Raw genomic sequence first — 14,006 nt, 5'->3', positions numbered from 1 at the left:
GGCGGCGTCGTCGCCGACGCGGGCTGGGTCCTTCTCGGGTGCCTACCGGATTACCGCTGGCGGTCAGCGTAGTGAGAATGTGCCTAGTTTCCGTTCATTGCAGGAAGGCGATGACTTGTGGTTCTCCTTCTCCACTCGGCTGAAAGATGTGCCGCTGAACACGTCGGACTGGCAGGTTCTGGCGCAGTGGAAGAACAGCGGTGAGGGCTCACCTCCGTTGCAGATTGCCTTGGAGAATGGCGACTTCACCATCTCCGGAGGTTGGGGCTGGCCGGGTACTGACAACCCCAGCACTCCTAAGATGTCGGGTCGTAATCTGGGGGCTGCTGCGAACGGTCAGTGGGATGACTGGCTGATCCACATCCGGTTTTCATCGGACCCCAGCAAGGGAACGGTGGATGTGTGGCGCAATGGCTCACAGTTGGTGTCGGACTGGCGCCCTGACGGTGGGACGCTCTACCCGGATCGGACCTCCTACGTCAAGGTGGGCTACTACCGATCCAGCGCCATCAACGTTGATTCGACCGTATTCCAGGACCAGTGGAAGATCGGAACCACCCGTAGCTCTGTCGGCGCCTAGTAACCGGCAACTCCGCCCCAGATGAAAAGCGAAGTATTTCGGTCGTAGGGTCAGACGGTGCGGATTCTTCTGTTGGCGCCATGGTTTTCGACACTCGCACGCCTGTGGAGCGTCGAATTCGAGGATGCGGGCCACCAAGTACTCCTCATCACCAAACCAACGCACTTTGAGTCTCAGGAACCCCTACCCAACGAAGTAGTGCTGCAGGAGCGGCCCGCATCCGCAGCGGGGCTCCCTGAATTCCTTCGGGTGCGAAGAATCGTGAGGGACTTCGATCCTGACGTGATCCTCACCGAGTCGACCCGGGACTACCGGCTGCTGGCGTTGGCTCGCGGCCGCCCCATGGTTCTCACCGTTCACGATGCGCGACCCCACGACGCGACTCATGTTGACCCGCTGCGAGCCCGAGCGCTGCGCAACTGGCAACGAAGCCATGCAGGCTCCATCGCGACCTTCAGCGAGTCGGTTGCTTCGTTGTTGTCTGAATCAGGGGCTACCCGGGTCCGAGTCGTCCCACTGATGAGCGAAATGCCTGATGCCTTGCGGCCAGCAACTGTTCCCGCGCAGGAGCGTCGGGACTTTCTTCTTGTCGGCCGCCTACGGCCATATAAGAACCTTGAAGTGGTGCTGGCCGGTTGGCGCAAGTTTCAACGGGAATCACCCCAATCGACCGATCGGCTGGTCGTGATGGGTCACGGCGAGGTAGATGAACCGATGCCCGCCAACGTCATTCACATTGATGGCTCCTACGCTTTCGCTGATGCGGCACCGCGGCTGGCCGCAGCCAAGGGCTCGGTCTGTCTCTACCGCAATGGATCTCAATCCGGTGCCCAGCTGTGGTCAATGCAGGTCGGCACCGCCGTGATCGCCAGCCGAGCCGGTGGGTTGCCGGAGTACCAACTACCCGATCTGCCGGTACTTGGTCCTGACGACGTAGCGGGGCTGCACCATCAGTTTCGATTATTGTCCGACCCAGAGGTAGCTGCCCGACTTGGTGAGAGAAGTTCCCGTTACTACCAGCAACACTTTAGTGCCCAGGCATCCGCTGCAGCTTTGACGGATGTCCTTGTCGAAGAAGCCCGGCGCTGGCGGCAGTAGTATTCAATGTGGCACCGAGGGTAGGTGAGGTGGGTGAGCAGTATTCTTGATCGACGCTTCCCTCCGGGGGCCGTAATCTCCGAAGTTGTCGCAGTGTTGGGCGCGGTGGCCGCTGTTACAGCCTTCGCGGCATTTCTGCTCCGCGGATCGATGCTGCCGCTGCTGGGTCTGCTCGGTCTTGTGTCGCTGGCGGTGGCGTGTTGGCGACCAGCATGGTTTGGTGCCGCGCTTCTCTTTGTGGGTTGTACCGTGCTGCCGGCCAAATGGGGCGCGGTGGCGGTGGGGCCGGTGAACGTGTCCGCTATGGAAGCGCTTTTGGGGATCGGTCTCGCGGCTGTTGTACTGCGGCATCTGACCCGTCACGGTGCGCCCGGTACCCCCGTTTTCGGTCGCCCAGTGGCCTTGTATGCCTACGCAGCGGTGGTTGGTGGTTTCGTAGGTATCAGCTTCGGTGAGGCGACCCAAGATGCGCTGACCGCAGTCAGAGCAGTACTGGTTATTACTGCTTTCTGGCTGTTCCGGGAGGGGTTTGTCGACCGACCTGAGGCATTTGGGCGCCTACTGGTGGCGGTCGCGGTGATAGGTGCGTCCCTGGCAGTGATGGGTGCAGTGTTGGGAATCAGTTGGGGAGATAGGGAACTCGACTACATCATCACCGGTGGACAACTGACCGAAACGACCCGGCTGGACCCTCCGGTCCTGAGGTTGGCCTCTTTGGTTATTCCCATGCTCGTAGTCGGTGTCGTCTTCGCTCGGCGGCTGCTGTGGCGTGCGGTGTTGTTTGTCCCGCTTATCGCGCTGGAGGTGTTGAGCTACACCCGCAGCGCGTGGGTGCCGTTGTTGATTGCCGTAATACTCGTGCCGGCTCTGGTTAGCACGAGGCCAAAATGGTTGGTGTTTAGTGAACGTTCGGTCTTGCTCGTCGCGGCGGGAGTGCTTCTGCTTCCCATGGCGCTATTTGGTGTTCTCGGGCAAAGTGCGCAATTGGCCGCTGAACGTTTGAGTACCACGGTTGAAGGCGAGACCCTGTCGGACGATAGTCTCGGCGATCGTCTCTACGAGCTTGAGAATGCTGTGCCGGCGATTATCGCGAGTCCGATTGTTGGTGTGGGGCTCAACAACCCCTATGGGGCAGTGAACGAGTCCTACAATCCCGAAACGAACACCACCACTAAAGAGCCCCGCCGCTGGATCCACAACACGTTCGTAGGGATCTGGCTGTGGTTGGGCCTGCTCGGCGTAGTCGCAACGGTGTGGCTCGCTGTCAGGATCTGGCGAACATGTCGACAGGCCTACGGGAAAGGACCGAGCGACCCTGACACGGCGCCCGACATGCGATTTGCTGTGGCAGCGGGTGCCGGCCTAGCGCTAATCGCTGTGCAGTCCACTTTCCAGACCAATCTGATGTATCCACCGGCTCTGCTTACCCTCGCGGCCGGATTGGCATATCTCGACGTCTGGCAAGGTGCTCGGGCCAGACGTAGCCCGAGCCGAGGCCAAGCGGTTACGCTAGCAGTGCCAGAACAACCCCCGCGGAGCAGGAGCGAGATCGGTGCAGCCTGAGGACTATTCGCGTGCGATCTATCGCAGCCGCTGGCTAATTCTGATCGTCACAGTGGCATTCGTCGCTGTCGGGGTCGCGGCTGGTGCGCTGAGGCAGGCCCAGTACACGTCCACGGCGCAGGTCCTGATCTCGGGTTCCACTGGCGGCAGCATCAACGACACCTACACCAACAACTTGGTAATCAGGCAGCAACTACCTTCCTACGTTGCGCTGGTGACTAGCAGTCAGGTGCTCGATCCAGCGAAGGCCGCCATTGGCGTCACTACTCCCAATTTGGACTTCATCGAGCAAATAGAAGCCGGTAATCCGTTGGAAACCAACTTGATCGACATCAGTTTCACAGCGGAAACTCCTGAAGAGGCACAGGCGGCGCTGCAGGCTATGACTGATCAGTTTGTGAAGATCATCGCCAGCAGTAGTGAGGACGGGGACAAAGAAGGACCAACAGTGGTCGCGACGATCACGGCCGAGCCAAATCTGCCGATCAGCCCATCCGGGCCTGGGTCGAGAGTCTTGATCCTGGGATCACTCTTGCTGGGTATCGTCGTTGGGTTGCTGCTTGCGCTACTGCGTGATCGCCTCGATTTGCGGCTCAGAAGCACTGCCGATCTAAGCGATCTTGATGTCGAAGTGTTGGGTCGCTCGCGGTCCTCCGGTGACGCGAAGGGCGAAAGCGCAGTCGACCCCGGAGTACAGCGGGCCGCGCTGACGGTCGCGCACAGTTGTTCCTCGGGCAGAAACCGAGTCGTGATTGCGGGACCGACGCAGCGGGACAGCTCGCCTGAACTGGTGGAGGGTTTAGCGCGGTCACTGGCGCAGTTGGGCTTCAGGACGCTACTTGTGGATCTTGTCGGAGCGAAGAACGGTGCTGAGGAGCCTAGTCGAACCGGTCAACCTGGAGCCGCTGGCGGCAGTTCCCAGTTGGCGACGGCCGTCCGCTCGCTGGCTAGCGGCGTTGATGTCATGGAGATTACCTGGAATGACAGTTCGTCTGCCACGAACTTCTTGAGCGGTCCTAGTCTCGGGCAGTTGTTGGAGCAGTCAGGAACGGACTACTCCCTGTTTTTGATTTGGGCTCATAGTGTTTTGGATGATGCAGATGCTTTGCTGCTCGGTGAATCTGCGGCTGGAGTGGTCCTGACCGTCGAGATTGGTCAGACGCTGCGCAGCGATCTCGCAGACGCCAAGCGAGCACTGGCTAGTACCGGAGTGGTAGTCCTCGGTGCGCTTGTCTCGGGGCAGTAGGTGTGTCTTGGTCACGGGTCGACGTGATGTCGCCTTCAGCTAGCTGCGACGGCGATAGCAACCCCGGGTCTAGTCACTAGACACTCAGATGAACTCATCATCGCTGATAGCTCGGGGATTCGTTGTACAGGCAACGGGTAAGGGAGCGTCGCTGCTCATCTCACTGGCGACGCTGACATTGACTACCCGGTATTTGGGTAGTTATGACTATGGACTACTCACCACCGCCGTGCTCTTTGCCGGACTGTTTGAGGCCTTCGCAGGCCTTGATGTGGCTACTGTTGTTGTTCGCCGAGTAACGCAGGGCCGCGGAAATCTGGAACGACTGGTCGGCCTTCAACTCGGTATCTCGCTGACACTGCTGTTGCCCATTTATGTGTGCATCTTGCTGGCGAGTTTGGTCGTGTATCCAGATGATCGCGAGATCCAAATCGGCGTAGCGATTTTGGCTGTCGGAGTCTTGCTCCGATTGGTGGCCCATTGCTATCGGCCGCCTTATCAGGTGGCAGTCAAGTTTGGTGGGATCACTGCTTCAGATTGGATTGGTCGGCTAGTCGCTCTGGGGCTCACTGCTGCTGTCGTGGTTTTTGACTGGGGTTTGACCGCCATCTTTGTCGTGCAGGTGTCCCCGTTTCTTGTTCAACTTGTCGTGCTCGTCTTCTACAGTCGGCGCTTTGGGCGATTCCGCCCAGCTTTCGCATGGCCGGAAGCCAAATCGCTGATCTGGGAGGCGTTGCCGCTGGCGGCGATCGCAGTGATTGGGATCGTCTACTACCGAATCGACGGCGTACTGCTATCAGTACTTACGTCACCAGACGAGGTCGGCGCCTACGGCTTGGCCTATCGTCTTGTCGCCAATGTTGGCATGGTTAGCACTCTGCTCGCTGTCACGGTTATGTCGACCCTCTCGCGCCGCTACTCGTCCGGACCCAAGGAGTTCGGAGCGGTAGTTGGTCGAACTCTTGACTTGGTGGTGGCGCTGGCGAGCCCGATCCTGCTAGGTGGCATAGTCTTCGCCGGTCCAGTCTTGGCGATCATTGCCCCGCAAGACCTTGCCGAGTCGGCTACTCGGCCAGCACAGTGGCTCTTGGCTGCAACCGCCATCAGTTTTGTCAACGAGATGGTGACCTATGTGTTGATCGTGGCTCACCGGCAACGGTCCTTGATCTACATCAGCGTGACCGTGCTGGCATTCAACATCGTGCTCAACCTGCTGTTGATCCCGGTACTTGCCGCCACCGGATCGGCTGTGGCACTGACCGTCACAGAGTTGGTGTCTGTGACGGTCGCTTTGGTCGTCACCAGCCGAGTCGCAGTATTCCGAAAACGTCGGCTGCTGTTTGTCGTTGTGCGAATTGCGATAGTCACGCTAGCTTCGCTCGCAGTCTGGATTGCAGCCGCATCGCTGGGCGCCTGGCCATCAGCCATCATCGCCGCTGGTGTCTTTACCGCACTGGCTTTGATCACGAGGGTCGTTTCTCCTAGGGAGTTGATCTCGGCGCTGCGCGGCTCGTCGGAAGACGAGAAAGATGACGCGGATCCAACCGTCCCCGACTCAGGCGAAAGCGATCACTGACGTGAGCGAAGCTTGGATCAGCCTCGCTCTGCCCGATTGACGGCCGAGATAATGGCCTTGAGTGACGAAGTCACTATCGACGGATCGATGCCTGCGCCCCACAGGACGCGCTCACCGATCGCGCACTCCAAATAGGATGCGGCGCTGGCGTCTCCGCCGGAGGACATGGCGTGTTCAGCGTAGTCGAGCACACGTACGTCTATCCCCAACGTACTCAGGCCGGCGCAGAAAGCGGCGATTGGTCCATTGCCTTCACCGGCAAGTTCTACCTCGATCCCACCGTCGGTAAGAATCGCATCAATAGAGGTATTCCCACCGACAGCAGACTCCTGTTGCACCGACAGTAGTTTGAAACGCCCCCAGGACTGCTCGCTGCCGGGCAGGTACTCATCGGAAAAGATGTTCCACATCTCGGCAGGGTCGATCTCTCCGCCCTCTTCGTCCGTATGTTGCTGGATGACTTGTGAGAATTCGATCTGAAGTCGCCGGGGTAGATCGAGGCGATGTTCGGTTCTCATGATGTAGGCAACGCCGCCCTTGCCGGACTGACTGTTGACTCGGATCACGGCCTCATAGGTCCGACCGACATCCTGCGGGTCGATGGGCAGGTATGGCACTTCCCAGCGAAACTCCTCTACCGCACTTCCAGCAGCGGCGGAATCCTCCTGCATCGCTTTCAAACCCTTGTTGATGGCGTCTTGATGGGAACCGCTGAAAGCGGTGTAGACCAAGTCGCCGCCGTAGGGATGGCGTTCAGCGACCGGAAGTTGATTGCAGTACTCCACGGTACGCCGGACACCGTCTATGTCAGAAAAGTCGATCTGGGGATCGATGCCTTGACTGAACAGATTCATGCCCAGTGTCACTAGGCAGACATTGCCGGTTCGCTCACCATTGCCGAAAAGGCAGCCTTCAATCCGATCTGCACCCGCCATGTACCCAAGTTCGGCGGCCGCCACTGCTGTGCCGCGATCATTGTGCGGGTGCAGGCTCAACACCAGTGAGTCCCGTCGAGACAAGTTACGGTGCATCCACTCAATGGAGTCAGCGTAGACATTGGGAGTAGCCATCTCGACCGTCGCCGGCAGATTGACGATCACGGGGCGGTCTGGTGTTGGTTGCCACACGTCGGTCACGGAATCGCAGATCTCTGCTGCAAAGTCCAACTCGGTGCCGGTGTAGGACTCCGGTGAGTATTCGAAGAAGATTTCACTGTCGTGATCCTCGGCGAACTTGGCGCACAACTGCGCCCCATGTACCGCCACATCGATGATTCCCGCTCGATCCAATCCAAAAACCACCCGCCGCTGGAGCGTGGAGGTTGAGTTATAGAGGTGGACGACCGCTTGCTTCGCGCCGCGGACAGATTCGAAGGTGCGCTCGATCAGATGTTCTCGAGACTGAGTGAGCACCTGAATCACCACGTCGTCGGGAATGAGATCTTCTTCAATTAGTTGGCGGACGAAATCGAAGTCGGTTTGGCTGGCGGACGGAAATCCGACCTCGATCTCCTTGTACCCCATCGATACCAGCAAATCGAACATGCGCCGTTTGCGGTCGGGTGTCATAGGGTCGATCAGCGCCTGATTGCCATCCCGCAGGTCGACTGCGCACCAGCGAGGCGCCTGCCGAATGGCGTTGCCGGGCCAGGTCCGGTCGGGGAGTTCGATGGGTCTAAACGCCCGGTATCGATCAAACGGCATGGGGGACGGTTGCTGTGGGTTCTGTTCGATCATGTGAAGTCCTTAGGGGAAAGCGGATAGGACCAGCAGCGAAAGCCACCGCGGTGGAGTGGCCAGTCTTATGAGGCTCCACCGCGGCTGCCAAGAAGCAGAACCGCGTCGAACATGTTCTCTAAGGTACCAGCGCGGGTGTACGGAGGTGAACCCCCAAGAAGGCATCGCTGCGCCGAGGTTTCTCATCTCGGCCTGGCGGGAAGTCCAGTGGTTGACGGCCTTCGGCGAAGTCCGGTCACTGCTAGGCGATTACTATATCTGTGTGCATTTTCAGGTGCTAGCAGGTGGCCCCGCGGAACTCGTAGTCATTCTTGACGAGGATCAGATCGTGGCGGCTGGTTTTGCTCCGGTCGAAAAACTCGCCGCCGCAGCGGGATTGCTGAGGCAGCCGCAGCGCGGTGAGGTGGCTGATGTAGCGAAGGCTTGGTCTGACTACCTTGCCGGAGATCTTGCCGCTCTCGCTCGGCCGCGAGTGCAGCAAAGCGGCTCTCCTGTTCAGGAACTCGTGTGGCAAGAGCTGCGGGAGATTCCTTCGGGGGAGGTTTGGGCGTACTCTGAGGTTGCCGCTCGGATCGGGCATCCTCGCGCGGCGCGCGCGGTGGGCGCGGCATGTGGGGCCAATCGAATTGCACCCTTCGTTCCCTGTCACCGTGTAGTTGCCGCAGACGGATCGTTGGGTGGCTACGGCTATGGAGTGCAGGTGAAGCAATGGTTGCTAGCGCACGAGGGTGCGGTGATGGCGAGCTGATGAAATCAGCATCACGAGCGTGACGTGACAACCACTGACTAAAAGGGGTTGAAGGTGGACGTAAATCCACCAGGCCAAGACGCCCCCCGGGGCAATCGGCAGGTCTGGATCGCTGCTGTTGCCTTCCTCGTCGCTGTGCTTGCGGGTGGGATGGCCGCCGCCTTGGCGCTCAACGGTTCGCCGGGTGCGAGTGCTCCCGTCGAACCCACTGCAGAGTCCAACGATCCGATCCTCTTCGCCGCCGACTTCGAGTCAGGCGACCTAGAGGCCTTGGGCGATACACCGTGGAACCACCGGCCAACGCCACCGACTATCGTGACCGGCGACGCTCGCCAAGGCCGCAGTTCGGCGGAGTATTACATTCCCGCCAATGGTGAGCGAAGCGAAAGTGCTCCACCCGGACTCCGGTTTCGGGAAGGGGACGTCGTTGTTTTTTCCTTCGCCACGCAACTTCGGAATATGTCGTTAGACACCGAGGATTGGCAGGTGCTCGTCCAATGGAAAGATGACGGGGATTCGTCGCCACCAGTGGCTCTGGTTGTTGAGAACGGTCGGTACGAGATCGGCGGGGGATGGGGCCGTTCAGGAACAGATCCACAATCTGCGGTCGAGTACGTTGATCTAGGTCCGGCGACCAACTACGAATGGGTCGACTGGGTCGTGCGAATCCAGTTTGCCAGTGATCCGCGACAAGGATCGCTTGATGTGTGGCGAGATGGCGTATCGGTCGTCACCGACTGGCATCCCGTCACCGGCACCCTCTATCCGGGTCTCGAGTCGTACCTCAAGTTTGGCTACTACCGCGATGCCGGCATTCAGACGCCAAGCAGCGTGCGTCACGACGACTGGGTGGTTTGGCGGCAGTAGTGGACCGCTAGTCGGTTCCGCTGCGCAGTCGCGCGGCCTCCGCCTGCAGGTAGGCGATTCGCTCCGTCACTGCTGGAACTTCGCTGAGTCCAACCTCGCCAAGTATTCGTTGCAGGCCATGGGCAAGGTCACACCGTTCAAGTCCCCGCAGTCGATGTTTGGTTCGCGCTGTCCGAATCGCCGCTGGATCATTGAGCAGTTCGGTGACTTGGGCAGGTACTTGACTTGAGTCGATGTCGAAGTCCACCAACCCGGGCAGATCGGCGAAGTCTTTCTGGAAGAACTCAGCCTCTCGGGGGAGTCGGCCAAGCATCAGGCATCCGGCCGCAAGTGCCTCATAAGAGCGCAACCCAACTTCGATTGCTCCTTCGATACGTTTCGGGTCATCGATACGGGCTGGATTAGTGATCCAAAAGTTGGAGTTCAGCAAGGTGTTGCCCAACGCGCGTCGGTGTTCGGCGAAGTTGGTGACATCACGCGGTGGTGTGGCGTCGTAGTTGTAGAAACGTTGGGTGCTCGCCCAGTCCAGCAAACTCTCGTGTTGGTGCGAAAGTTTCCTCCCTAGCCAAGTGATGTCAATCGGCCGCGGATCTGCCGACCAAGGCACCAGCGACTTGAGGTCGATACTGCTGGGAACTGCCCGGACTGGTACTTCGGTGGTTGCAGCGAGGAGTGATGCCGCTGATGGCAGCGTGGTGAATATGTGGGTGAAGACACCAGCAGCCTGCTGGTAAGCCTTGGGGTTAGCCCGGATATCGCTGGACCAAGATTCGTCCAAATACAGGATCCGACGTTTCGCAACCTGTGGTATCCGGTTCAGCAGTTCCATGAATCCGTCTCTAAAGGTGAAGACATCGTTGCTGAAGGCAATCAAAGTCTCGTAGCTATCCGGATTCAACTGTGGCGGGCGGACAACGGGAGTCCGAGTGCGAGCAAGTCCACGGCGCACCCTACGTCGGCTGATCAGCCGGGATGCCAGTCGGCTCGGAACGGGTGCGGGCACAACATCTGCAGCTAGAGCCGCGGCCGTGAAATCCTCCAAGGCGTATAGCTGGGTGAGCCATGGGCCCCGAGCGACGCTGCGCAGCGACAGGATAACCGTGGCGCCAGGTTGATTCATTTTAGCGAGCCTAGTCAGTTGACCCGGTCAAGGCCTAGTGCGGTGGCGCAGTCGCGCGCCACCTACCCTGGTGAATATGGCTGAGTCCTTTAACATCGCAGTTGTCCCCGGAGACGGGATTGGCATCGAAGTAGTAGCAGAAGGCCGCAAAGTGCTCGATGCGGTTTCTGATCGGTTTGATGTCACATTTAGGAACGAGACCTACGATCTTGGTGCCGCGCGCTACAACTCGTCCGGTGAAGCGCTACCGGACTCGGTGTTGGCAGAGCTGCGCGACCTGGATGCCATTTTGCTTGGAGCCGTTGGTGATCCTTCTGTTCCGCCTGGAGTCCTCGAGCGCGGACTGTTGCTACGGCTTCGGTTCGAGCTGGACCACCATGTGAACCTGCGGCCGGTCAAGCTCTACCCCGGCGTCGCTACACCTTTGGCTGGCAAGGGCTCAGAAGATATCGACTTCGTGGTCTGTCGAGAAGGGACGGAAGGTCCCTATGCGGGATCGGGAGGAAATCTGCGGGTCGGGACACCCCATGAAGTGGCTACCGAGGAGAGCATCAACACGGCCTATGGGATCGAGCGGATCGTCCGCGAGGCATTTTCCCGGGCCGAAGGTCGGGATCGTCAAGTAACCCTGATTCACAAGACCAATGTTTTGGTTCATGCGGGCATGCTGTGGAATCGGGTTTTCGATACGGTCGCGGCCGAATATCCCGCGGTGAGCACCGACTACCTCCACGTCGATGCGGCGGCCATGTTCTTCCTTACGCAGCCTGAACGCTTTGATGTTGTCGTTACCGATAACCTATTCGGGGACATTCTTACCGACATTGGTGCCGCTATTGCAGGAGGCATTGGACTCGCAGCAAGCGGAAATCTCGACCCGAGCCGGAACAATCCCAGCATGTTCGAGCCGGTACACGGCTCGGCTCCTGACATTGCGGGGCAAGGCAAAGCCGACCCCACCGCAACTGTCCTCAGCGTTGCCATGATGCTCGATCATCTCGGTCTGTCAGATGCTGCAACTGCGGTGGAAAAGGCAGTGTCGGAGGATTTGGCCAGCCGCGGTGCAGGCACCAGGAGCACGGCAATGATCGGCGATACCCTGGCCGAACGGGTTCGGAGCTCGTGATCGTTCTTGTGGCTGGCTAGTCGCTGCGCCACGCCGACTCGATGGCCTGTTCGTAGCCGTCGATCATCTGATCGACGGAGTACTTCTGGCCGCATTTCCAGCCGCGTTGCCCGAGTTCGAGCAACTGCTCGGGATTGGTGATAGCTCTTCGTAACGCCTCGCGCCAAGCGGATACCGATTGGTCGGCCATGAGGACACCACAGCCGCCGGACAGTATTTCGGGCACTGCTCCTACTCCTACTGCCATGGTCGCGGTTCCTGCCGACATGGCCTCTAGCAATACCATGGGCTGCGCCTCCGCCCGGCTAGGAAGCAGGAGGAGATCGGCTTCCTTCATGACGGCGATCGGCGTTTGGGTGGATCCGCGCAAGACAATGCGATCCGACAAGTGGGGCGGGATGCAACTGGCGAGCTGGCTCTCAAAATCTCCTTGACCATAGATATCAAACTCCCAGGAAAGTTCTTCAAGTTCAGTGAGCGCAGCAATGGCGACCTGGACTCCCTTTTCTTCGACTAGGCGTCCCACGAAGACGAGGCGAACTGGTCGGCCCGGGACCATCTGGCGGGCAGGTTGTTGAACCGATTCTCGGGCCACGCCGTTGGGTACGATGAGTGGCGCAGTTGACGAGAGCTTCTGATGGGCTGTTAGTTCACGCCAGTGTCCCTGCGAAAGGGCGATGACCCGATCACTGCGCCGGATCATCCATCCCAACCTGTGGCCGTAGTTTGGTCCATCACTTCGCGATGAGTGGCAAGCCACTAGCCACCGGCATCGATCTCGAAGGTTCAGATAGCGCCAGCGCAGCCCAACGGCACACTCGGTGTGAGTGGTGCCGGTGATGACCGTGACAGAGTCCTGACCACTATCGGGGGCGCGTGCTGAGCGCCATCCTTGTACCTCGAGGTTGACGCCATCGGCAAGTGAGTCAGCGAACATGCCCGGGTCCTGGATGACCAACATAGTGACCGAGTGCCCTCGAGCTGCGAGCCCATTGGCGAGCGCGATTCTTTGCTGTTCAGCTCCACCTAGGTTGAGTTGATTGGTGGTGATCACAATCTGCGCGGTCACGGTCGCCTTTCTTGCCGCAGAGTCCCTGCCGCCGAAACAGGCCAGAAGCAATATGCCAGCCAGTAAGCGACCCACTAGCGTGCAATGCAAAAGACAGTACCGGGGTCGGTGCCGGTATCTTAGTAGGCCACACTAAGCGCACACCACCGGTTCGGAGCCTGCCATGTCGATGTCGCACAGTGACACGCAGTTCCCGCTGCGCGCCAACCCCTCGCCGTTGCCCGCCAACGAGCGCGAGATGATCCTGCAGGACCCCGGGTTCGGCAACGTCTTCACCGATCACATGGTGCAAGCGCGATGGATTGCGGAGAAGGGATGGCATGATGCCGCCGTCGTTCCCTACGGCCCATTGAGCCTGGATCCGGCGACCAACTCGATTCACTACGGTCAGTCGATCTTTGAAGGGCTCAAGGCCTACCGGCACGCTGACGGCGCGATCTACACCTTCCGGCCGGAAGCGAATGCGCAGCGCTTTCAGCGCTCCGCTCGCCGTCTTGCCATGGCGGAGTTACCCGAGGAGCTGTTCTTGGAATCCGTCCGGGCGCTGATCGCCCAGGATGGGGATTGGGTACCGCAGGATCAAGAGAAGTCGCTCTACCTTCGGCCCTTCATGTTCTCCACCGAAGTGGGCCTTGGCGTGCGCCCCGCCGATGAATACCTGTACCTGCTGATCGCTTCACCGGCTGGCGCCTACTTCAAAGGTGGCCTGCAGCCGGTGACGGTGTGGCTGTCGGAGGACTATGTGCGGGCAGCACCGGGTGGTACCGGTGAGGCCAAGTGCGCGGGAAACTATGCGGCTTCGTTGATCGCGCAGGCAGAAGCCGCAGAACACGGCTGCGATCAGGTGGTGTGGCTGGACGCCAACGAGCACCGCTGGGTCGAAGAGATGGGCGGTATGAACCTCTACTTCGTCTTCGGCAGCGGCGAAAATGCCCGGCTGATGACGCCCTCGCTGACCGGTTCCCTGCTGCCGGGCATCACGCGGGATTCGCTGTTGCGGCTGGGCGCTGACCTTGGCTACCAGGTGGAAGAAGGCCGGATCAGCGTCGAGGAATGGCAGCAGGCCAACGAATCTGGCGAACTGACCGAAGTGTTTGCCTGCGGTACTGCAGCAGTCATCACTCCGGTCGGTCACGTCAAGAGCCGGAACGGGAACTGGACGGTCGGAGACGGCAACGCTGGGCCGATCACGTCCCGGCTGCGGCAGTCACTGCTGGACATTCAGACGGGTGCGGCACCGGACCCGTACGGCTGGTTGGAACGAGTCGGATAAGGCG

The 14,006-nt window shown here is 59.7% G+C and carries 12 protein-coding genes; 9 read left to right on the top strand and 3 right to left on the bottom strand.

Annotated features, from left to right (window positions below; all coding sequences use genetic code 11):
* From K0U62_05785 to K0U62_05765, 5 genes are all read left to right on the top strand, one after another.
* Window positions 1–580, top strand: a 580-nt coding sequence (locus tag K0U62_05785; protein MCH9801036.1) for a polysaccharide lyase, incomplete at its 5' end; no start/stop codon positions are given.
* A gap of 57 nt (window positions 581–637) precedes the next feature.
* Window positions 638–1,678, top strand: coding sequence for a glycosyltransferase family 4 protein (locus K0U62_05780; GenBank protein ID MCH9801035.1), 1,041 nt, complete (start codon window positions 638–640; stop codon window positions 1,676–1,678).
* 33 nt (window positions 1,679–1,711) lie between these two features.
* Window positions 1,712–3,241, top strand: coding sequence for an O-antigen ligase family protein (locus K0U62_05775; protein MCH9801034.1), 1,530 nt, complete (start codon window positions 1,712–1,714; stop codon window positions 3,239–3,241).
* Window positions 3,231–4,487, top strand: a complete 1,257-nt coding sequence (locus K0U62_05770; protein ID MCH9801033.1) for a hypothetical protein — start codon at window positions 3,231–3,233, stop codon at window positions 4,485–4,487. The genes K0U62_05775 and K0U62_05770 overlap by 11 nt, the downstream gene beginning before the upstream one ends.
* A gap of 88 nt (window positions 4,488–4,575) precedes the next feature.
* A complete protein-coding gene (locus K0U62_05765) occupies window positions 4,576–6,063 on the top strand; it encodes a flippase (protein ID MCH9801032.1) in 1,488 nt (495 codons plus the stop codon).
* Window positions 6,064–6,080: 17 nt separating this feature from the next.
* On the opposite strand, the gene leuA is transcribed toward K0U62_05765, so the two are convergent.
* Entirely contained in the window at window positions 6,081–7,799 is a 1,719-nt protein-coding gene (gene leuA / locus K0U62_05760; protein MCH9801031.1) for a 2-isopropylmalate synthase, read from the bottom strand.
* A gap of 67 nt (window positions 7,800–7,866) precedes the next feature.
* Here leuA and K0U62_05755 point away from each other — a divergent pair, with 67 nt between their 5' ends.
* Complete coding sequence (locus tag K0U62_05755; GenBank protein ID MCH9801030.1) at window positions 7,867–8,547, top strand: methylated-DNA--[protein]-cysteine S-methyltransferase; 681 nt, start codon at window positions 7,867–7,869, stop codon at window positions 8,545–8,547.
* A 54-nt stretch (window positions 8,548–8,601) separates the two neighbouring features.
* Window positions 8,602–9,414: a polysaccharide lyase gene (locus K0U62_05750; GenBank protein ID MCH9801029.1), complete on the top strand. Its 813-nt coding sequence runs from the start codon at window positions 8,602–8,604 to the stop codon at window positions 9,412–9,414.
* 7 nt (window positions 9,415–9,421) lie between these two features.
* Here K0U62_05750 and K0U62_05745 read toward each other — a convergent pair whose 3' ends face one another.
* A complete protein-coding gene (locus K0U62_05745) occupies window positions 9,422–10,534 on the bottom strand; it encodes a hypothetical protein (protein MCH9801028.1) in 1,113 nt (370 codons plus the stop codon).
* 76 nt (window positions 10,535–10,610) lie between these two features.
* Between K0U62_05745 and K0U62_05740 the strand changes: the two genes are divergently transcribed.
* The gene (locus K0U62_05740) at window positions 10,611–11,660 is read left to right on the top strand and encodes a 3-isopropylmalate dehydrogenase (protein MCH9801027.1); all 1,050 of its coding nucleotides are present in this window, start codon (window positions 10,611–10,613) and stop codon (window positions 11,658–11,660) included.
* 16 nt (window positions 11,661–11,676) lie between these two features.
* Here the strand turns inward: K0U62_05740 and K0U62_05735 are convergent, their stop codons facing one another.
* A complete protein-coding gene (locus K0U62_05735; protein MCH9801026.1) occupies window positions 11,677–12,729 on the bottom strand; it encodes a glycosyltransferase family 4 protein in 1,053 nt (350 codons plus the stop codon).
* Window positions 12,730–12,892: 163 nt separating this feature from the next.
* On the opposite strand from K0U62_05735, the gene K0U62_05730 reads away from it, so the two are divergent.
* Window positions 12,893–14,002: a branched-chain amino acid aminotransferase gene (locus K0U62_05730; protein MCH9801025.1), complete on the top strand. Its 1,110-nt coding sequence runs from the start codon at window positions 12,893–12,895 to the stop codon at window positions 14,000–14,002.
* The last annotated feature ends 4 nt before the right edge of the window (window positions 14,003–14,006 follow it).

The organism is Actinomycetes bacterium (genome assembly GCA_022599915.1).
Classification (GTDB): Bacteria; Actinomycetota; Actinomycetes; order S36-B12.
This window is presented reverse-complemented; position numbering and strand designations above follow the sequence as displayed.